This is a genomic window from Rhodococcus sp. RS1C4, assembly GCF_002258225.1.
Classification (GTDB): Bacteria; Actinomycetota; Actinomycetes; order Mycobacteriales; family Mycobacteriaceae; genus Rhodococcoides; species Rhodococcoides fascians_E.
The window spans coordinates 34,866-55,569 of the sequence record NZ_NOXZ01000017.1; the positions used below are offsets into that span (position 1 = coordinate 34,866).

Consider the following 20,704-nt stretch of genomic DNA (forward strand, 5'->3'; position numbering starts at 1 on the left):
CACCACCACCAGGAGAAGAAATGACCACCCTCACCGCCCACGCACCCGTCACCGACGATCTCTCGCGTAGACACTTCGGAGCCGCGGCCGGCCTCGCGCTCGCGTCGCTGCTCGCGGCCTGCGCACCCGACAGCGACACCACACCCGCTGCAGACGACGGGACACGGACCCTCTCGACGCCCATGGGTGACGTCGTCGTCCCGGCCGGCCCGACGCGAATCGTCAGCCTCGACGCCTATGTGGGCCTGCAGACGCTCGACGAACTCGACGTTCCCGTCGTCGCCACGGGCACGCTGGGTGGAGGTGTCCGCACGCTGGTCGGCGAGGCATCGCAGCAACTGCCGTCCATCGGCGTCACCGCTCTCGGCGATGTCCAACTCGAGGCCATCGCGGCAGCGAACCCCGATCTGATCGTCGGACGTCAGCCCATCGGCGAGCCGTTCTACTCCGAACTGTCGACCATCGCCCCCACCGTGTTGATTCCGTTCACCTACTGGCGTGACCAGTACATCGACGTCGCCGACGCGGTCGGCCGCAAGGACGACGCCGTCGGTGCATTCGTCGGGCTCGACGATCGCATCGCCGATCTCCGAGCCGATATCGCACAGGCGTGGCCCGACGGACTCAGGTTGTCCGTGGTGCGCGTCTCGGACACGTCGGGCGACGTCCGGTCGTACAACACGCTCGCGGCGTCGTCGACGTTCCTGTACGCGGACATCCTGTCCGGCGCGGGGATCGCTCCGACGGCCGACACCGCGCCAGGTGCAGATCCGACCAAGGTCAACGTCGCCGTCAGCTCGGAGAACCTACCGATGATCGACGCGGACGTGATCCTCTACTACGTCGGCGCGGGGGGTCAGGCCGACGCGGGCGATGAGGTGGAGCAGTCACTGGTGTCCAGTCCACTCTGGTCGACGTTGTCCGCAGTGCAGGCCGGACGCGCCTACAAGGTCGACTCCGCGCCGTGGTTCGACGGGTACAACCTCACGGCCGCAGCTGCGGTCATCGACGATCTTCGACGCACCCTGCTCTCGTAGCTCACCTCTTCGGTAGCCCTCGTCGATCGATGCCGTTCAGGTATCGAAGGTAAGACTTTTTGACTTGGACACGTATCGATCGGACTCCTAACGTTGATGTCGAGTCCGAGCCACACCCTCACGCGGTGTCGCCGATCGAGTCGAGTACAAGGAGTCACCCATGACAGCATCACTGACGCAGTCCACCGAACTCACCGGCAAGTCGATCATTGCGGGCAAGGCGGTGCAGGGTTCCGGAACCGCCATCTACGGCATCGATCCGAGTACGGGCCAGTCGCTCGAACCGGCTTACCACCACGGCGATCTGGGCGACGTCGACGCTGCCGCTGCTGCCGCCTGGGCAGCGTTCGCGGACTACCGCGCCACCTCCTCCGAGACCCGGGCCCAGTTCCTCGACGCGATAGCCGACAACATCGCCGCACTCGGCGACACCCTGATCGAGCGTGCAGTCGCAGAATCGGGACTGCCTGTCGGACGCATCACCGGTGAAGTCGGCCGCACGACGGGCCAGCTACGACTCTTCGCTTCCGTACTCCGCGAAGGCAGCTGGAACGGTGCACGCATCGACCCCGCTCAGCCGGATCGCGCTCCGCTCCCCCGAGCCGACATTCGCCAGCGGAAGATCCCACTCGGACCGGTAGTCGTGTTCGGCGCCAGCAACTTTCCTCTCGCTTTCTCCGTCGCGGGCGGAGACACCGCGTCCGCACTCGCCGCCGGCTGCCCCGTCATCGTCAAGGCGCACGACGCGCACCCAGGAACGTCCGAGTTGGTCGGACGCGCGATCTCCGACGCGGTGGCCTCCACCGGAATGCCGTCGGGCACCTTCTCGCTGCTCTACGGCTCCGGCCGTGGGCTCGGTACGGCGCTGGTGACGGACCCCCGCGTCAAGGCAGTCGGATTCACCGGATCACGTTCGGGTGGAACGGCTCTCGTCGCCGCTGCAGCAGGACGCCGCGAACCGATCCCCGTGTACGCCGAGATGAGCTCGATCAACCCGGTGTTCGTTCTGGACCACGCGCTGCAGACCCGCGGCGCCGACCTCGGCCGCGCGTTCGTCGCATCGCTGACACTCGGATCGGGCCAGTTCTGCACCAACCCAGGCCTGGTCATCGCCGTCGACGGCCCCGGCCTCGACTCGTTCGTCGACGCCGCGCGTGCAGCAGTGTCCGAGACCGCCCCGACGACCATGCTCACACCGAACATCGCCGCCAGTTACGCGAGCGGCGTCGAGGAACTCGCACAGTCGGCCACCGAGGTCGCGCGCGGGACGGAAACCGACGCCCCGAACGCCTGCCGCGCAGCGCTGTTCGTGACCGACGCAGATTCCTTCCTCGCGTCCGAGGTGGAGCAGCAGGAGGTCTTCGGTGCATCGAGCCTCGTCGTCAAGTGCACCGACGCGCAGCAGGTTCGGGACGTCGCGGCCCTTCTCGAAGGCCAGTTGACGGCGACGATCCACGCCGACGACACCGACCATGCCGAAGCCGGCAAGCTCCTGTCCGAGCTCGAGCTCAAAGCCGGTCGGATCCTGTTCGACGGATGGCCCACCGGCGTCGAGGTCGGACACGCCATGGTGCACGGCGGCCCGTTCCCTGCGACGTCCAATTCGGCCACCACGTCCGTCGGCTCGCTCGCGATCGAACGTTTCCTCCGGCCCGTTGCGTACCAGGACGTTCCGAACTCGCTGCTCCCCAGCGCTGTCGCGGACGGCAATCCGGACGGAATCTGGCGCCGCATCGACGGCCGACTCACCCAAGACTGACACCTTTCCCTCACCACACAGGAGATACGAAATGCTCGACGGAGTCCTCTTCTTTCCAGTCACCCCGTTCACCGCATCCGGCGAGGTCGACTACGACCTGCTCGCCGCTCACGTCGCCAAGGGCGTCGACGCCGGCCCGGGTGGAGTCTTCATCGCCTGCGGCACCGGCGAATTCCACGCCCTCGAAGCCGAGGAGTTCGGCAAGATCGTCCGCACCGCAGTCGACGTCGTCGCCGGACGCGTCCCCGTCTACGCCGGTGCAGGCGGATCCGTCGCGCAGGCAAAGGCTTTCGCCCGGAGCGCGAAGATCAACGGCGCCGACGGCATTCTCCTCCTCCCGCCCTACCTCGTGACGATGCCGCAGGCAGGGCTCGTCAGCTACACGAAGGCCGTCGCCGAGACCACGGATCTTCCGCTCATCGTCTACAACCGCGGCAACGCGCGCTTCACCGAAGCCTCCGCAGTCGAGGTCGCACAGTTCCCGACAGTCGTGGGATTCAAGGACGGCACCGGCGATCTCGACCAGGTCGGACGCATCGTTCGTGCAGTTCTGGACTCGCTCGAACCGTCGGGCAAGGCTTTTCAGTTCTTCAACGGCCTGCCCACCGCCGAGGTGTCGCAGCAGGCGTACCGCGCGATCGGCGTGACGCTGTACTCCTCCGCGACCTTCGCCTTCGCGCCCGAACTGGCACTGGCCTTCTACCAGTCCATGGAGAGCGGCAACGACAAGCTCACGGCCGCGCTGCTTCGTGAGTTCTTCCACCCGTTGGTGCGCCTGCGCGACCAGGTTCCCGGATACGCCGTCTCCCTCATCAAGGCAGGCGTCACCATGGAAGGCATCGAGGCAGGACCTGTCCGTCCGCCGCTCGTCGACATCAGCGCACCGCATCTGAGCGAGCTCACCGAGATCGTCGCGGCGGGCCGTGCAGTTCTGGCGAACGAGCTCGCGGTCCACTGATGCCCGGCAGTGTTCGCGGACCCGTCCGCATCACCGGCGCACGGATCACGCCCGTCGCGTTCGTCGACCCGCCCCTGCTCAACACCGTGGGTGTGCACCAGCCGTACGCGTTGCGCGCGATCATCCAGTTGGACACCGAGGCCGGCATCGTCGGCCTCGGTGAGACCTACGCCGACACAGCGCACGTCGCCAGGCTCGAAGCAGCCGCCGACGCCATCACCGGCCTGGACGTGTTCGCACTCAACGCGATTCGCGCGGCCATCGACACGCAACTGGCAACGTCGACGATCACCGGTGGCGACGGCGTCGCAGGCATGATCACGACCGCGAGCACCACCGATCGTGTCTTCTCGCCGTTCGAGGTCGCGTGCCTCGATGTGCAGGGCAAGGTCCTCGGGCGTCCCGTGTCGGATCTGCTCGGTGGAAAAGTGCGCGACTCCGTCCCGTTCAGCGCGTACCTGTTCTACAAGTGGGCCGCGCATCCCGGCCGCGAGCCCGACGAGTGGGGCGAAGCGATCGATCCCGACGGCCTGGTTCGTCAGGCACGGAAGATGATCGACGAGTACGGCTTCGGCGCGATCAAGGTCAAGGGAGGCGTCTTCCCGCCCGACGAGGAGATCGCCGGAATCAAGGCGCTGCGGGAAGCGTTCCCCGACCTTCCCCTGCGGCTCGATCCCAACGCCGCGTGGACGGTCGACACGTCGATTCGCGTGGCGTCCGAGCTGGACGGCATCGTCGAGTACCTGGAGGATCCGACGCCGGGACTCGACGGCATGGCCGAGGTCGCTCGGGAGGCGAAGATGCCTCTCGCGACCAACATGTGTGTCGTCGCGTTCGACCAGCTCGCACCGTCGGTGTCGAAGGACTCGGTGAAAGTGGTTCTGTCGGACCACCATTACTGGGGAGGGCTGCAGCGGTCTCGGTTGCTCGCCGGGATCTGCGACACGTTCGACCTCGGACTGTCCATGCATTCCAACAGCCATCTGGGGATCAGCCTGGCCGCCATGGTCCATCTCGCCGGCGCGACGGACAACCTCACCTACGCCTGCGACACCCACTGGCCGTGGAAAAACGAGGACGTGATCAAGCCCGGTGTCCTGAAGATCGTCGACGGATCCGTCGCCGTTCCCACCGGTCCCGGGCTCGGCATCGAGATCGACGAGGACGCACTCGCCGCGCTGCATCAGCAGTACCTCGATTGCGGACTCCGCGACCGCGACGACACCGGGTACATGCAGAGCATCGATCCCAGTTTCGTGAACACCAGTCCACGCTGGTAACTACATCGAGCAAGGCCACTCGTGGGTTAGGTTGATACCCGACCTGACCGCGAGTGGCCTTTTTCGATATCGGGAGTGAATGGGTTGTTTTCCCTCAATCGCCTGACCTGCTTCATCGCCGTCGCCGAGGAGCTGCACTTCGGTCGCGCCGCGGAACGCCTACACATGACTCAGCCACCGCTGAGCCGTCAGATCCAGCAGCTCGAGAACGAACTCGGCGTGCAGCTGATCGACCGCACCAGCCGATCGGTGATGCTCACCGCGGCAGGCATCGCCTTCCTCCCCGACGCCCGACGCATCCTCGACCTCGCCGAAGGCGCGGTACTCACCGTCCGGCGCGTGCCCACCGGAGACCTCGGTACCGTCGTCGTCGGTTTCACGGGAGCGTCGGCGCACGCAGTGCTGCCGCAGCTGCTGGAGAAGGCACGCATCGAGCTACCGGACGTCAAAATCGTTCTGCGCGAGATGGTGTCCGCGGTGCAGATGGAATCCCTCGCCATCGGAGACCTGGACCTCGGTCTTGCTCGACCACCGCTCAAACGCCCCGGCATCGCCTCCCGGCCGGTCCTGCACGAGTCACTCGTCGCTGCGCTGCCCGCCGACCATCCCCTCGCTGAACTCGACAAGCTCACCATCGCCGACTTCGACGACCAGCCGACCATCATGTACTCGCCCGTCGACGCCCGGTACTTCCACGAACTGCTGATCAGTACCTTCACCGTCGTCGGCGTCACGCCCCGATACGTGCAGTACGTGACACAGGTCCACACGATGCTGGTCCTCGTGCGCTCGGGAATCGGAATGGCACTGGTGCCCGAATCGTCCACGACCATGCAACCGAGCGGCGTCGTCTTCCGTCCCGTCGAGACCACCCCCCGACGCCCCGTCGAACTCAACGCAGCCTGGCGCGTGGACAACGACAACCCCGCCCTGCACCGCTTCATGTCCGACGTCCTCCCGTCCCGGGAATGGCAGTAGGTCGGCGGGCGTGATGTAACAGTTCCGCTCTCGGCAGGCGGGATCCCGTCCGAAAAACACGGAATTGTCACACGACACCCGGACGGCGCGACTTCCTCCGTCGTCGAACCACCTCGACGATCCGACGAGCGACCGCTTCCGGGTTCGACAACACATCCACGGCCGAGAACCGAAGGACCAGCCAGCCTTCCAGGACCAAGTCGTTCTGGCGTCGACGGTCCCGGCTGAACACATCCGGTGCACTGTGGAATTCTCGGCCGTCCACCTCGACGATCACCATTGCCCAGACGTCCACGAAGTCGCACAGGTACCGGCCGACCCAGTAGTTGGTCTCGAGGCGCAGGCCCAGGACGATGAGCCGGCGATCCAGCACACGCTCGGGCTCGGATGCGAACCCGGTTGCCGCCGACTCGAGCTGCCGGCGCGCGCGACCGTTACCTTTGCGCCTCGGGAACTCGTCCAACAAGGCGAGCACCTCTTCGGAGGGAACGTCGCCCGTGAGGCGCTCGTCGACGATGCGTGCCACGACCTCCGGCTCCATCACCGAAACGCAGTCGATCAGCGTCCGGGGCCGAGCGACCACCGGGAGCCCCTGGCATTCGGACAGCTCCCCGATCTCCAGCGTGCGTCGATGAACAGTCAGCCAGTCCGGCGTTCGCGCGGTGATTCCGATGGGCACCGTGAAGTCGTGCTGCTCGGGCGCATCGATCCACCCGAACAGCCACGCCGCAGTGCGATGACTGAGCACAGCCCGGGGTTGCCACAGCGTGATGGCATGACACCGGGCAATGACGGTGGGTTCACCGGAACAGTAGATCCGCGGCAGAATCCGTCGAAACCTACGGGAGATGGCGCTACTGGAGATACCCGACGCCAGCAATTGGTCTCTGGTGGCCAGTCCGTGAGGGTGCATGACCCGAAGTGTCGGACACCCGGCTACCCATGATTCGTCGTCGACCTGGGGTTTCGAGAAGCCTGTGGACAACTCGGTGACTGTGGACAACGGGCGTGGTGTAGCAGTTCCGCGCGTCTCGGGCGGGATCCCGCCTGAGATGAGCGGAATTGTGACATCTCACCCACGAGACTCTAAACTGATGTGTCCTCACACAATCTCGGAAAGTGGATCTCACATGCTCGGAATTTTGTTCTCCCTGTTCAGCGACGCGTTCAACATCTTCTCCAACGGACAGAGCCTCGGCTTCTGGTGATCCGTCGGATCAGCGGGGCAGACCTATTGCTGGTTTGACCGCAACCACCGGGCACTGAGCTTCCAGCAGTACTCGCTGAGAGATGCTGCCCAGGAACAGTTTTCCGACCGGTGATCGGCGCCTGATGCCGATCACCACCAGGTCGGTTCCCTCCGCGTAGGACAGGTCTATCAGGTTGTCGGCGTGCGAGCGCCCGGGTTCGTTGTCGTGCACCTTCACCACGACGCCGCCGGCTCCTGCCTCGTCGCGCGCGGATTCGATCGCAGCGCCGAAACCTTCTTCCGAGGCACTGTCCTCCTCGGCGACGACGACGAGGTCGACGCCGCGTTGCACGGCTTCGCCGAACGCGAAGGGCAGTGCGCCTCTACCTTCGACAGTCGGCGAGTAGCCGACCACGACGGTCATCGGGTCACCGGCGTCGTGAGAGTTCCGTTCGCCAGGAACTGGTCCAGGTTCTGCAGCGTCAGCGCTTCCATGGCTGCGCGTGTTTCCACCGTTCCACTGCCGACGTGAGGCAGCAGGACCACGTTGTCGAGGCCGAGAAGCTTCTCCGGTACCGACGGTTCGTCGGCGAAGACGTCGAGCCCGGCGCCTGCCAGCCTGCCGTCGGCGAGCCGTTCCACCAACGCGTCCTGGTCGACGACGCTTCCCCGGGCGACGTTGACGAGGTATCCCTGGGGGCCCAGTGCGTCGAGCACGTCACTGTCCACGAGATGCTTGGTGCCCGAACCTCCCGAGGCAGCGACGATCAGGATGTCCACGCTCCCGGCAAGCCCTGCGGCCGTGGGCGAGTACGTGTACGGGGAGTCGGCGATCTCGTTGCGGTTGTGGTAGCCGATGGAGCAGCGGAACCCGGTGAGCCTGTCCGCGATTGCGCTTCCGATGCGTCCGAGACCGATGATTCCCACTCGCTTTCCGGTGACCTGCGACGTCAGCGGCGAGTTGCCCTCGGCGGCCCAGCGGCCTGCGCGGACGTAACGGTCGTTGAACGACACCTGCCGGAGTGCGTCGATCACGAGGCCCACCGCGAGGTCGGCGACGCAGTCGGTCAGGACATCGGGGGTGTTGCTGACCACGACACCGCGCGCGGAGGCAGCGTCGACGTCGGTGGTGTCGTACCCGACGCCGAAGTGCACGATCGCACCCAGGTTCGGAAGCTGCTCGATGAGTGTCGCGTCCACTCCCGTTCGGCCGGACGTGACCGCTGCGGTGATCGACTCGCCGTGCCGAGCCAGGAACTCGTCACGCTCGGCCGCATCGGGGAGCACGAGGGCGTCGTAGTCGCCGGCGAGGGTGTCCATCAGAGACGGCTTGAGCGGCCCGACCCGAAGCACCCGTCCGGATTTCTTCGAATCACTCTGCACTGCAGATGATTCCGTGGCTCCAACCGTTGCCATAACTCAGCTCCTCACAGGACTCGCCGCGTGCGCGTTTTCCAGTACGCTATGCCGCTTTTCGGATACCTGTCCAACACGTAAATAACATGGATTGATACTCAAACGGCATTGTCGACGTACTTACTACACCCTATCTCCTGCTGCTCGATGCCGTCCGACCAGGTCAGACGCATCGTACTGTGATTCACACCTCTCGATTCGACTCGATGTGACCCACAAAACTCCCTGGTTACGGCCGATTGTCGTGTTGACGCCGATATGCGCCACTCCTACCGTGTGTCTACCGTCACAGATATGCGCTGCACCCGGTGCAGTCGCACTCCCCATCCACTTGGAGGTCACCATGAGCCCTGCACGAGCAGTGCAGCAGGGACGGACCACGCGCAGCGCGATCATCATCGCTGGCGCACTGAGCTTTTCGATGATCGCGAGCGGTTGCACGGTGGCGAACTCCGGCAGCGGTACCGCCGCGAGCGCGGACACCCTCCGCATCGTCCTGCAGGAAGAGCCGCCGACCCTCGAAGCGTGCGACGTCTCCCTCACATCGGTCGGAGTCGTCACGCGGTCCAACATCACCGAACCGCTGATGGAACGGAACCCGAGCGAGGGAACACTCGAGCCGAAGCTGGCCGACTCCTGGACCCAGGTGTCGGACCGTGAATGGACCTTCCAGCTCCACCCCGGCGTCACCTTCAGCGACGGCAGCCCGTTCGAGGCGGAGGACGCAGCGCACTCGATCGAGCGAGCCGTGAACTCGGACCTCGGATGCAACGTCGAGGGTTACGTCTTCGGCGACGCCGACCTGGACGTGAAGATCATCGATCCGCTGACCGTCAGCGTCGCGGCACCGAGTGCGGACCCGATCCTTCCGCTGAAGCTTTCGTTCGTCGAAATGGTGCCGAGGACCTACAGCCTCACCGAACGCGTGCGGGAGCCGATCGGCACCGGACCGTTCGCGATCGACAACTGGGATTACGGTCAGCGTCTGTCGCTCGTCCGCAACGAGACGTACTGGGGCGACAAGCCGGACTACGCCCGCGCGACGTACCAGTGGCGAAGCGAGGGCAGCGTCCGCGCGTCGATGGTGTCCAACGGGGAAGCCGAGATCGCCACCTCGCTCGGACCGGAGGACGGTGCAGGAGACCTCGGAGTCGCCTACCCGAACAACGAGACGACGGCGGTCCGCATCCAGCTCGAGGAGACTCCGCTCGACGACATGCGGGTACGTCAGGCGATCAACTACGCGATCAACCGCGAGGGAATCGTCGACGCCCTGTTCCAGGGACTCGGAAAGCCTGCGGCACAGCTGGTCTCGGACGGAGTGATCGGATACAACGACGAACTCTCACCGTGGCCGTACGACCCCGCCCGCGCCCAGGAGCTGATCGACGAAGCGCGTGCGGACGGCGTACCCGTCGACACCCCGATCCGGCTCATCGGCCGTACCGGTCAGTTCCCGAAGGTCAACGAAACCCTCGAGGTCGTACAGTACGCCCTGTCTCAGCTGGGGATGAACGTGTCGATCGAGATGACGGACTCCGCCGGAACAGCGGAGTACCAGGAACGCCCGTTCCCCAAGGTCGGCCCGTACCTCCTGGTCATTCAGCACGGAAATCAAGCAGGCGACGCCGCGTTCACCGCCGACCAGTACCTCATGAGCGAAGGGTTCCAGAGCGCAGGCGGAACACCGGAGTTCGACGAGCGCGTCCGTCAGGCCGCTGTTCTCACCGGCGACGCTCGGCAGGACGCATACGCACAGCTGTTCGCGGAGGAGCCGAAGGAGATCATGCAGATGGCGTTCATCGCCCACATGGAAGGTGTTCTCGCCAAGGCGGATTCCGTCGACTACACCCCCAACTCGGCCACTGTCGACGAGATGCATCTCGCCGCGATGACCCGCGCCGACTCACCCGAAACGGACTAGAGGCCCATCATGTTCAGATTTCTGCGACGAAGGATCTACACCAGCCTGGTTCCGCTGATCGTCGTGCTTCTCGGTGTATTCCTCCTGGCCCGTCTCACCGGCGACCCGACGAGTCTCTACCTGCCGGAGTCCGCCACCCAGGCCCAGCGTGAGGCGTTCCGGGCGTCGAACGGGCTCGACCAGCCGCTCCTGACGCAGCTGTTCGATTACCTCAGCGGCGTCGTCCACCTCGACTTCGGTGACTCGCTGCGTACCGGTGAAGCCGCGTCGACGATGGCCCTTCGCGCGTTCCCCGCCACGCTGCAGTTGGCGTTCATGACGATGTTCCTGGCGATCGTCGGTGCCATCGTCATCGGGTGCTGGGCGGCGTACCGACCCAACTCCCTCGCCGACCGGATCTCGAGCCTGCTGTCCATGACGGCGGCGAGCATCCCCGATTTCTGGTTCGCGATCATGGGCGTTTGGCTCTTCGCCGTGACCTTCGGAGTGCTCCCGACGTCGGGAACCGGTGCAGGCATGCTGTCGTGGATCCTGCCGATCGCGACACTGCTCATCCGCCCACTGGGTGTACTGACGCAGGTCGTGCGAGGCGCGATGGTGGCCGCGCTGTCCGCGCCGTACGTCAGGCTGGCACGCAGCAAGGGCGCAAGCGACATCCGAGTGGTCACCCACCATGCACTGCGCAACGCAGCGGCACCGGCGCTGACCGTTGCAGGTGACCTCATGGTCGGTCTGGTCAACGGAGCAGTCGTCGTCGAGGCGATCTTCGGATGGCCCGGTATCGGCAAGCTCATGATCGACGCCATCCTGCAGCGTGATTTCGCGGTCCTGCAGGCAGCCGTGCTGTTGACCGCCATCAGCATCTTCGTGCTCAACATCGTCATCGACGCCTGCTACGCACTGCTCGACGCCCGTGTCCGCGACAAGGCGAAGGTCTAGGAGCCACCATGTCACTCGATTTCGAAGCCCCGAAAACGTCCGAGCCGGAAAATGTTCCGGATCCGACGCCGGCGTCGCGCACCAGCTCCGCGCCGCTGTGGAAGCTCCTTCTCCGCGACCGCGTCGCGACCGTCGCAGCAGGCATTCTGGTCCTGGTCTTCCTGACGGCGATCTTCGGCCCGATGCTCGTCGGCGACGCCGCCACCGCGCAGGACCTGAACCGCTCCAACCTGGCACCGTTCTCCCTCGACACCGGCTGGATGAACATCCTCGGGACCGATCCGCTCGGCCGCAGCATGCTCGCTCGTCTGATCGTCGCGTGCCAGACCACGCTGTCGGTGGCGATCCCGGCGGTCATCCTGTCCGCCATCATCGGCTCGATCATCGGAATGTGGGCCGGCTACCACCGCGGGTGGCGTGAGACGACGGCGATGCGCGTCGCCGACGTCATCATGAGCTTCCCGTCGCTGCTGATGGCCGTCGTCGTGCTGTACGTCTTCTCCCCGAGCGCCGCGAACATCGTTCTGGTTCTTGCCATCACCCGCATTCCGATCTACCTGCGTACCGCCCGTGCCGAATCCGCGGAACTGCAGAGCCGGTTGTTCGTCGACGCCGCCCGTACCTTCGGTGCGTCGAGCGGGTCGGTCATTCGTCGGCACGTCGCACCGATCCTGTTGCCGACGCTGCTGACCGTCGCCACCTTGGACTTCTGCTTCGTCATGCTGGCGGAATCGTCACTGAGCTTCCTGGGCATCGGAATTCAGCCACCCGACGTCAGCTGGGGTCTCATGGTCGCGCAGGGCCGCACGTACCTGCAGACCGCCTGGTGGCTGTCGTTCTTCCCCGGCCTTGCCATCGTCATCACCACGGTGTCGGCCACCGTGCTCGCAGCCTGGGCACGCATCGCCACCGATCCCGCTCAGCGCTGGCGTCTGACCGTCCCGCGCTCGGCCAAGTCCCGCCTTCTCCCCGTCCGAAAGGTCGTCTCATGAGTGCACCTGCCCCAGCACGCCCGGACACCGACCGCATCGCCATGGACGTGCGAGACCTGACGGTCGATCTACGCACCCCCTCGGGCGTCATTCGCGCGGTCGACCACGTCACGTTCAGTGCGCGGCGTGGTGAAACCCTGGCTCTGCTCGGTGAATCCGGTTGCGGTAAGTCGATGACGGCACAGGCCGTCGTCGGCCTCCTCGAACCGATCGCCGACGTCACCGACGGTTCCGTGGAGATCGACAGCTCGGATCTCGGCAAGGTCGACCTGGTGTCCGCGAAGTCCAAGGTGCGACGCCACATCGCCGCAACGGAGCTGGCGATCGTCTTCCAGGACGCCCTCACCGCACTCAATCCGGTGTACACCGTCGGCACCCAGCTGGCCGAGCCGTTCCGCATCCACCGCGGACTGAGTGCGAAAGAAGCCAAAGTGGAGGCCATCTCGCTGATGCGCCGCGTCGGGATTCCGCAGCCGGAGTCGAGAGCGGACTCCTATCCCCACCAGTTCTCCGGTGGTATGCGTCAGCGTTTGCTCATCGCGATGGCCGTGGCCCTCAGCCCGTCGGTGCTGCTGGCCGACGAGCCGACCACGGCTCTGGACGTGACGGTGCAGGCACAGATCATGACCCTCCTCCGCGAGCTACGGACCGAACACGACATGGCCGTCGTGCTCATCACGCACGACCTCGCACTCGTCGCCGAGGAAGCCGACCGAGTGGCGATCATGTACGCGGGCAACGTCGTCGAGACGGGCCTGGTGTCCGAGGTGTTCGCCGATCCTCGCCACCCGTATACCAAGGGACTTCTCGATTCCGTTCCCGTACACGCGGTGCGCGGAGAGGACCTCAAGTCCATCGGTGGCACTCCGCCGGATCTGCACTCCGTGCCCGACGGATGCGTCTATCAAGCTCGATGCCCGCTCGCCCGGGACATCTGCATCGACCGACGCCCGTCCCTCGAACCCGTCGGAGACGGCCGATTCTCCGCCTGCCACTTTTCGAACGAGGTGTCTCATGTCTGAAACAGCCCGAGCAGAACAGCTTCTGACGGTCCGCGGATTGAACAAGACGTTCAAGGTGAGCGGAGGTGATCTCCGCGCACTCGATGCCATCGATCTGGATCTGCGTCGAGGCGAGACCCTCGGACTCGTCGGCGAATCCGGTTGCGGTAAGTCGACACTCGCCCGGACGCTGATGATGCTGGAGCGGCCGGACTCCGGAACCGTCGACTTCGACGGTGTCGACCCGTTCTCGCTGAAAGGCAAGGATCTCCTGGGGTTTCGCCGACGCGTCCAGATGGTGTTCCAGGACCCGTACGGTTCCCTCAACTCACGAATGACGGCCGCGGACATCATCAGCGAGCCGTGGCGGAGCCACAAGACCCTGTACAAGACTCGCCGGGATCGGTCCGCGAGAGTCCGAGAGCTGCTGCACCTGGTCGGTCTACGCCCGAGCGACGAGCACCGCTTCCCGCAGGAGTTCTCCGGCGGCCAGCGTCAGCGTCTCGGCATCGCTCGCGCACTGGCACTGAACCCCGACGTGATCATCTGCGACGAGCCGGTGTCGGCATTGGACCTCTCGGTGCAGGCACAGGTACTCAACCTGCTCAACGATCTGCAGAAGCAACTCGGGATCTCCTACGTGTTCATCTCGCACGATCTGTCGGTCGTCCGACACGTCGCCGACCGGGTGGCCGTCATGTACCTGGGCCGCATCGTCGAATCCGGGGCCACCGACGCCGTCTTCGACAGGCCGAGCCACCCCTACTCCGCTGCACTGATGTCCGCAGCGCCCAAGCTCGACGCTGCGTCACGCGGAGAGCGCATCCTGCTGAAGGGCGAGGTCCCGTCTCCGCTGAACCCACCGTCGGGATGCCGGTTCCGCACCCGCTGCTGGAAGGCGACCGAACTGTGCAGCTCGGACGCACCACCGGTTGCCCGCGACCGCAACGAAGTCGACCACATGGCCGAATGCCATTACCCACTCGTCGAGAACGATCTGGGCCTCGTCGCGGCCGGAACATGAGAGGTGTGCGGTGATCGGTGATCTGCCGCTGTCCGGGTTCGCCGTGGTGGCGTGCGCGATCCTGTTCGCGTCGTGCATGCAGGCGTCGATCGGATTCGGCATGGGAATGCTCGCGGCGCCGATCGTCGCGATCGTCGACCCGGGCCTCGTGCCCGGGACCCTGATCATGCTGGCGATTCTGGTCAGCACCATGGTGTTGATCAAGGAGGGAACGTCACTGGATCTCTCCGGCGCCAGCTGGGCGCTCGCCGGCCGGGTTCCCGGCACGATTCTCGGGGCGTTGCTGTTGGTGGCACTGCCGGAGCGTGGATTGGCGTTGATGCTCGCGGGTGTTGTTCTCCTCGGAATCGCGCTGACGTCGTTCGGATGGATTCCCCTGCCGCGCAGGCGGAATCTGATGGTGGCGGGAGCTGCTTCGGGCCTGCTGGGCACCGCCACGTCGATCGGCGGTCCGCCCATGGCGCTGGTGTGGCAGCGCAACACGGGTGCCAAGCTCCGCAGCACCATGAGCGCGTTCTTCCTCGTCGGATCCGTCATGTCGTTGGTCGCTCTCGCAGCCGCCGGGGCGGTGGACGGCCACACGGCCTGGCTGTTCGTTCTGCTCGCGCCGGCCACGATCCTCGGCTACGTACTGTCTCGTTTCGTCAACCGACTGATGGACCGGAGGCGGCTGAGACTCACCGCCATCGCGGTGTCGACCATCGGTGCTGTCGTCCTGATCGGACAGCAGCTCGCCACCCTGTGAGTGTCAACTACTCACCAACTGGGTAGTTACGGGACATGAGCGAACCCCGACACCGCGCCCTGATCGTCGGTGCCACCGGAATCTCCGGTCAAGCACTATGCCGCGAGACCCTCGCGAAAGGCTGGACCACCTACGGGCTCAGCCGCAGCGGAAAGACCCCCGTCGACGGCGTCACGCCCGTGGCGGCCGACCTGCTCGACACCGCAAGCCTGACCGACGCTCTCGCCGAGGTGAACCCCGACATCGTCTTCTTCACGGCATGGATGAAGAAGGACTCCGAGAAAGAGAACATCGAGGTCAACTCGGCCACACTGCGTAACGTCCTCGACGTGCTCGGGCCGTCCGGAACGGTGAAACACGTCGCGCTGATGACCGGCCTCAAGCACTACCTCGGGCCGTTCGACGCCTACGGCGAAGCCGTGATGGCCGAGACCCCGTTCCACGAGTCGGAAGAGCGACTCGACACACCCAACTTCTACTACGCCCAGGAAGACGAATTGTTCGCCGGAGCGGACAAGTACGACTTCACGTGGAGTGTGCACCGTGCGCACACGATCTCCGGCTTCGCCGTCGGCAACGCGATGAACATGGTGCTCACCCTGTCCGTCTACGCCTCGATCTGCGCCGAGTTGGGCACCCCCTTCGTCTTTCCCGGGTCGGACACCCAGTGGAACGGCCTGACCGACCTCACCGACGCGGACCTGCTCGCCGAACAGATGGTGTGGGCATCGTCGAACGACAACGGTAGGAACGAAGCGTTCAACATCGCCAACGGCGACGTGTTCCGCTGGCGCTGGATGTGGCCGCAGTTCGCGGAGATGTTCGGTGTCGAGCCCGAAGGGTACGACGGCGAACCGCGCCCGCTCGAACCTCGGATGGCGGATGCCGCCGAGACGTGGGCACGTATCGCCGCGACGCACGATCTGGTCGAACCCGACGTCACGAAGCTCGCCTCCTGGTGGCACACCGACGGCGATCTCGGTCGCGACATGGAATGCCTCACCGACATGAACAAGTCCAAGAAAGCCGGATTCCTCGGCTTCCGATCGACACCCGACGGCATCGCATCGGTGGTGCAGCGCTACCGCGACGCCCGACTGATCCCCTGACCTACACCCCTTCGGTCAGGTCCCTGACCTCTGCGTACCGTGCGCGGATCGACGGCGTCGGATCGGCCTCGTAGGTGCGGGCGGGCGCCGACTCCCATTGCGGCGGCTCGGGAGTCTGCGCCAACGCCCATGCAGCTTGGCGGGCGGCGCCGTCCGCGACGTACTCGCCCGGCTCCGGAACCACTACGGGCATACCGAGAATGGCAGGCGCCAGCTCACGCAGTGCTGCCGACTTGGCACCGCCGCCGACGAGCAGGACTCGCGTGGTCTCGATTCCGGCATCCCGGAGTGCGTCGATGCCGTCGGCGAGCCCGCACAGCAGGCCCTCGACGGCTGCGCGGGCCAGGTGACCCGGCGTCGAATTACCCAGGCGCAGACCGTGAACGGCCCCGGACGCGGCCGGCCGGTTGGGAGTCCGCTCGCCTTCGAGGTACGGAACGAGAACGAGGCCGTCACTCGGCGTCGCCAATGCGAGCCGGGACAGTTCTGCATGGTCGACGCCCAGCAGCGACGCCGTCGCGTCGAGCACTCTGGCTGCGTTCAACGTGCAGACCAACGGCAGCTGACGTCCGGTCGCGTCGGCGAAACCGGCGATGATTCCCGACGGGTCGGCCGCGGCGACGTCGGTCACCGCCGAGACGACACCCGACGTGCCGACCGATACCACCACGTCGCCTGGGCGAGCAGCCAATCCGAGTGCGGCTGCCGCATTGTCACCGGTACCGGGACCGATCACCACACCGCCTGCCGTCTCGCCGATACGCTCGAACGGCGTTGCAACTCGGGGCAATCGGGGGGTGCGGCCGCGGAATCCCAGTTCCAGCAAATCGTGTCGGTACTGTCCGGTCGCCGCCGAGAAGTACCCGGTACCGCTGGCGTCGCCGCGGTCCGTGGCGAGCGCGTCCAGACCCGGGGCGCCGGCAAGCTGCCAACTCAGCCAGTCGTGCGGAAGACACACCGCTGCAGTGCGATCTGCGTTCTCCGGTTCGTTGTCCGCAAGCCACCGAAGCTTCGTCACCGTGATCGACGCCAGCGGAACCACGCCGACCGCGTCGGCCCACCCCTGCGCGCCCAACTCGTTCACCAGGTCGGCACCCGACGGCGCCGACCGTGTGTCGTTCCACAGAAGGGCAGGCCGAACGACGTCGCCCGACGAGTCCAGACAGACCATCCCGTGCTGCTGAGCGCCGACGGACACGGCGTCGACGTCCTCCAGTCCACCCGCGTCGGCGACAGCGGTGTCGAGCGCCTTCTTCCATTCGGCCGGGTCGATTTCGGTTCCGGACGGGTGCGACGCCCGCCCACTACGAACGAGCTCTCCCGAATCCGCATCGCGTACAAAGACTTTGCACGATTGAGTGGACGAGTCGATACCTGCGACGAGAGCCAAGATCGAAGATCCTTCCAGCGCGAGAAACGGTTCAGTCGACTCTACCGGCCCGGACGAACGACGCAGCCGATTCCGTAGGTAGGAGTTCTCGACACTCGCGAAACTGGGATACCTTCGTCAGCTATGCGTGACACCGAGGACTCCGAGGCCTTTCGTCTGACCGTGGCGAAGGCCGCACTCGACCTGTTCTCCGTCCGCGGATACGACGCCACCTCGGTGGACGACATCGCCGAGGCGTCGGGCATCTCGCGTCGTACGTTCTTCCGTCAGTTCAAAGGCAAGGACGACGTCATCTTCGTCGACCACGAGATCCTCCTCGCTCAGGCCGCCGCGTTCCTCGACGCCGAACACGACGATCCCTGGGTTGCCGTCTGCGACGCCGCCCAGCTCGTCTTCGATCGTTTCACCGACTGGAAGGAGTACGCCCGACTCCGCTACCAGGTGGTTCACCAGAATCCGGCGCTCCGCGACCGAGAGATCGTGACCGTGTTCAAGTACGAGCGATTGTTCGTCGACTACCTGCGCAGCGCCGCCCCCGACCACTCGCACCTCGAAACGATCCAGTTCTGCGCGACGGTCACAGCCACCCACAACTACGTACTCCGGCGCATGATTCGCGACGGCATCGACACCGCGCCCGGCGACCTGCGCGCCGCCTTGAGCACGGTGCGCGAGGGATACGGGTCCTCGGCAAGAGGGGCAGGCACCGACTCTGCCGACTCCGAGGGCCGATCCGACGACGTCGTGGTGGCCGTGTTCCGGCGGGGAACATCGACCGAGGCCGTCGTCGACGCACTCGGGGAGCACCTGGACGGGTGACATCTCGGCTTGTCGGGCGAGCGGAACCTGGCACCCAGTGCCAGGAAACCTTGCTCGAATGTCCAAGTCTGCCGTAGTCTCGACTCATACGTGGCACTGAGTGCCTACCGATCTATGCCGTAGGAGTTGCACCATGGCCGGTAATCCGGACTTCGACCTCTTCCGCCTTCCGGAGGAGCACGACGAGCTGCGCGCAGCCATCCGCGCGCTGTCCGAGAAGGAAATCGCCCCGCACGCGAAGGCGGTCGACGAGGATTCTCGCTTCCCGGAGGAGGCGCTGACGGCTCTCAACAACTCCGGCTTCAACGCCATCCACGTCCCCGAGGAATACGAAGGCCAGGGAGCGGACTCGGTTGCCACCTGCATTGTTATCGAAGAGGTCGCCCGCGTCTGCGGTTCCTCGTCGCTGATCCCCGCAGTGAACAAGCTCGGCACCATGGGCCTGATCCTCAACGGCTCCGACGAGCTGAAGAAGCAGGTCCTGCCGTCGCTCGCCGGCGGCGCCATGGCGTCCTACGCCCTGTCCGAGCGTGAGGCGGGTTCCGACGCCGCCAGCATGCGGACTCGCGCCGCAGCCGACGGTGACGACTGGATCCTCAACGGATCGAAGTGTTGGATCACCAACGGCGGCAAGTCCGACTGGTACACAGTCATGGCCGTCACCGACCCCGACAAGGGCGCCAACGGCATCAGCTCGTTCATCGTGCACAAGGACGACGAGGGCTTCGTCGTCGGCCCGAAGGAGAAGAAGCTCGGCATCAAGGGATCGCCGACGGCGGAGCTCTACTTCGAGAACTGCAAGATCCCCGGCGACCGCATCATCGGCGAGCCCGGCACCGGCTTCAAGACTGCGCTGCAGACTCTCGATCACACGCGTCCCACGATCGGCGCTCAGGCTGTCGGCCTCGCACAGGGTGCACTCGACGCTGCGATCGAATACACGAAGGACCGCAAGCAGTTCGGCCAGTCCATCTCGAGCTTCCAGGCCGTGCAGTTCATGCTGGCCGACATGGCGATGAAGGTCGAAGCAGCGCGCCTCATGGTCTACACCTCGGCTGCCCGCGCCGAGCGCGGCGAGAAGAACCTCGGATTCATCTCCGCCGCATCGAAGTGCTTCGCGTCCGACGTCGCGATGGAGGTCACCACCGACGCCGTTCAGCTGTTCGGCGGCGCCGGATACACCACCGACTTCCCGGTCGAACGCATGATGCGCGACGCCAAGATCACGCAGATCTACGAGGGCACCAACCAGATCCAGCGTGTCGTCATGTCCCGGGCGCTGCTGAAATGAGCACCATCGAACTGGTAGGAGTCATCGGCGGCGGCACCATGGGTGCCGGTATCGCCGAGGTCGCTGCGCGTGCGGGCTCGTCGGTCATCGTTCTCGAGACCAGCCAGGCAGCCGCCGACGCAGCCGAGGCACGCCTGGACAAGTCCTTCGCTCGCGCAGTCAAATCCGGACGCATCGAGGCCGACGCAGCCGAGAAAGCCCGTGCGGCAATCTCGTTGACGCTGGACATCGAGGACTTCGCGGACCGTGACCTGGTCGTCGAAGCCGCACCGGAGATCGAGTCGCTCAAGCTGGAGCTGTTCGGCAAGCTCGATTCCATCGTCAAGCCCGAGGGCATCCTCGCGACCAACACGTCGTCGATCCCGGTCATCAAGATGGCGAACGCCACGAAGCGGCCGGGCCAGGTCGTCGGCGTGCACTTCTTCAATCCCGTTCCGGTGCTCCCGCTCGTGGAGATCGTCGTGAGCCTGGTGACCAGCGAAGACACCGTCGCCGCCGTGACCGAGTACGCGGGGAACACGCTGGGCAAGAAGACGATTCGCTCCGGAGACCGGGCCGGGTTCATCGTCAACGCTCTGCTCATCCCGTACCTGGTGTCCGCGATCAGGATGTTCGAATCCGGCTTCGCCAGCGCCGAGGACATCGACGAGGGCATGGTCAACGGGTGCGCCCACCCGATGGGACCCTTGCGCCTGACCGATACGGTCGGTCTCGACGTCACCCTGGCCGTCGCGGAATCGCTGTACGCAGAGTTCGGCGAGACCCACTACGCACCGCCTCCGCTGCTTCGACGCAAGGTCGAAGCCGGGCAGCTCGGCCGCAAGACCGGTCAAGGCTTCTACACCTACTGATC

General features: G+C 65.5%; 19 protein-coding genes. 15 read left to right on the plus strand and 4 right to left on the minus strand.

Annotated features, from left to right (window positions below):
• Positions 1 to 20 precede the first annotated feature (20 nt).
• The 5 genes from CH289_RS06855 to CH289_RS06875 all read left to right on the plus strand — a co-directional run bounded on the left by CH289_RS06855 (position 21) and on the right by CH289_RS06875 (position 6,012).
• Positions 21 to 1,037, plus strand: a complete 1,017-nt coding sequence (locus CH289_RS06855; RefSeq protein WP_033190316.1) for an ABC transporter substrate-binding protein — start codon at positions 21 to 23, stop codon at positions 1,035 to 1,037.
• Between the two features lie 160 nt (positions 1,038 to 1,197).
• Positions 1,198 to 2,796 (plus strand): aldehyde dehydrogenase (NADP(+)), encoded by a 1,599-nt coding sequence (locus CH289_RS06860; RefSeq protein ID WP_020112367.1) that lies wholly within the window; start codon positions 1,198 to 1,200, stop codon positions 2,794 to 2,796.
• A gap of 31 nt (positions 2,797 to 2,827) precedes the next feature.
• Positions 2,828 to 3,754, plus strand: coding sequence for a 5-dehydro-4-deoxyglucarate dehydratase (locus CH289_RS06865; RefSeq protein WP_020112368.1), 927 nt, complete (start codon positions 2,828 to 2,830; stop codon positions 3,752 to 3,754).
• Entirely contained in the window at positions 3,754 to 5,034 is a 1,281-nt protein-coding gene (locus tag CH289_RS06870) for a glucarate dehydratase family protein (protein WP_094727627.1), read from the plus strand. Before CH289_RS06865 ends, CH289_RS06870 begins: the two co-directional genes overlap by 1 nt.
• A gap of 84 nt (positions 5,035 to 5,118) precedes the next feature.
• Positions 5,119 to 6,012 (plus strand): LysR family transcriptional regulator, encoded by an 894-nt coding sequence (locus tag CH289_RS06875; RefSeq protein ID WP_020112370.1) that lies wholly within the window; start codon positions 5,119 to 5,121, stop codon positions 6,010 to 6,012.
• A 67-nt stretch (positions 6,013 to 6,079) separates the two neighbouring features.
• Here the strand turns inward: CH289_RS06875 and CH289_RS06880 are convergent, their stop codons facing one another.
• The 3 genes from CH289_RS06880 to CH289_RS06890 all read right to left on the minus strand — a co-directional run bounded on the left by CH289_RS06880 (position 6,080) and on the right by CH289_RS06890 (position 8,617).
• Positions 6,080 to 6,925 (minus strand): DUF559 domain-containing protein, encoded by an 846-nt coding sequence (locus tag CH289_RS06880; protein ID WP_094654802.1) that lies wholly within the window; start codon positions 6,923 to 6,925, stop codon positions 6,080 to 6,082.
• A gap of 304 nt (positions 6,926 to 7,229) precedes the next feature.
• Positions 7,230 to 7,625: a universal stress protein gene (locus tag CH289_RS06885; RefSeq protein ID WP_037184075.1), complete on the minus strand. Its 396-nt coding sequence runs from the start codon at positions 7,623 to 7,625 to the stop codon at positions 7,230 to 7,232.
• Complete coding sequence (locus tag CH289_RS06890) at positions 7,622 to 8,617, minus strand: 2-hydroxyacid dehydrogenase (RefSeq protein ID WP_027498917.1); 996 nt, start codon at positions 8,615 to 8,617, stop codon at positions 7,622 to 7,624. Before CH289_RS06890 ends, CH289_RS06885 begins: the two co-directional genes overlap by 4 nt.
• Before the next feature lie 343 nt (positions 8,618 to 8,960).
• Here CH289_RS06890 and CH289_RS06895 point away from each other — a divergent pair, with 343 nt between their 5' ends.
• Genes CH289_RS06895 through CH289_RS06925 form a run of 7 tightly spaced genes read left to right on the plus strand, consistent with a single transcriptional unit; the run spans position 8,961 to position 16,351 of the window.
• Positions 8,961 to 10,541 (plus strand): ABC transporter substrate-binding protein, encoded by a 1,581-nt coding sequence (locus CH289_RS06895; RefSeq protein WP_037140225.1) that lies wholly within the window; start codon positions 8,961 to 8,963, stop codon positions 10,539 to 10,541.
• A gap of 9 nt (positions 10,542 to 10,550) precedes the next feature.
• Complete coding sequence (locus CH289_RS06900) at positions 10,551 to 11,480, plus strand: ABC transporter permease (protein WP_020112376.1); 930 nt, start codon at positions 10,551 to 10,553, stop codon at positions 11,478 to 11,480.
• 8 nt (positions 11,481 to 11,488) lie between these two features.
• A complete protein-coding gene (locus tag CH289_RS06905) occupies positions 11,489 to 12,472 on the plus strand; it encodes an ABC transporter permease (protein WP_094727628.1) in 984 nt (327 codons plus the stop codon).
• Positions 12,469 to 13,494, plus strand: coding sequence for an ABC transporter ATP-binding protein (locus CH289_RS06910; RefSeq protein ID WP_020112377.1), 1,026 nt, complete (start codon positions 12,469 to 12,471; stop codon positions 13,492 to 13,494). The genes CH289_RS06905 and CH289_RS06910 overlap by 4 nt, the downstream gene beginning before the upstream one ends.
• Positions 13,487 to 14,497, plus strand: a complete 1,011-nt coding sequence (locus CH289_RS06915; protein WP_020112378.1) for an ABC transporter ATP-binding protein — start codon at positions 13,487 to 13,489, stop codon at positions 14,495 to 14,497. Before CH289_RS06910 ends, CH289_RS06915 begins: the two co-directional genes overlap by 8 nt.
• 28 nt (positions 14,498 to 14,525) lie before the next feature.
• Entirely contained in the window at positions 14,526 to 15,242 is a 717-nt protein-coding gene (locus CH289_RS06920; protein WP_026348092.1) for a sulfite exporter TauE/SafE family protein, read from the plus strand.
• Positions 15,243 to 15,277: 35 nt separating this feature from the next.
• Positions 15,278 to 16,351, plus strand: coding sequence for an SDR family oxidoreductase (locus CH289_RS06925; RefSeq protein ID WP_020112379.1), 1,074 nt, complete (start codon positions 15,278 to 15,280; stop codon positions 16,349 to 16,351).
• A 1-nt stretch (position 16,352) separates the two neighbouring features.
• Here CH289_RS06925 and xylB read toward each other — a convergent pair whose 3' ends face one another.
• Positions 16,353 to 17,741, minus strand: coding sequence for a xylulokinase (gene xylB / locus CH289_RS06930; RefSeq protein WP_020112380.1), 1,389 nt, complete (start codon positions 17,739 to 17,741; stop codon positions 16,353 to 16,355).
• A gap of 123 nt (positions 17,742 to 17,864) precedes the next feature.
• On the opposite strand from xylB, the gene CH289_RS06935 reads away from it, so the two are divergent.
• From CH289_RS06935 to CH289_RS06945, 3 genes are all read left to right on the plus strand, one after another.
• Complete coding sequence (locus tag CH289_RS06935) at positions 17,865 to 18,560, plus strand: TetR family transcriptional regulator (RefSeq protein WP_020112381.1); 696 nt, start codon at positions 17,865 to 17,867, stop codon at positions 18,558 to 18,560.
• Positions 18,561 to 18,693: 133 nt separating this feature from the next.
• The gene (locus CH289_RS06940) at positions 18,694 to 19,851 is read left to right on the plus strand and encodes an acyl-CoA dehydrogenase (RefSeq protein WP_019666868.1); all 1,158 of its coding nucleotides are present in this window, start codon (positions 18,694 to 18,696) and stop codon (positions 19,849 to 19,851) included.
• Positions 19,852 to 19,856: 5 nt separating this feature from the next.
• Positions 19,857 to 20,702, plus strand: coding sequence for a 3-hydroxybutyryl-CoA dehydrogenase (locus tag CH289_RS06945; RefSeq protein WP_026348093.1), 846 nt, complete (start codon positions 19,857 to 19,859; stop codon positions 20,700 to 20,702).
• Positions 20,703 to 20,704: the final 2 nt, after the last annotated feature.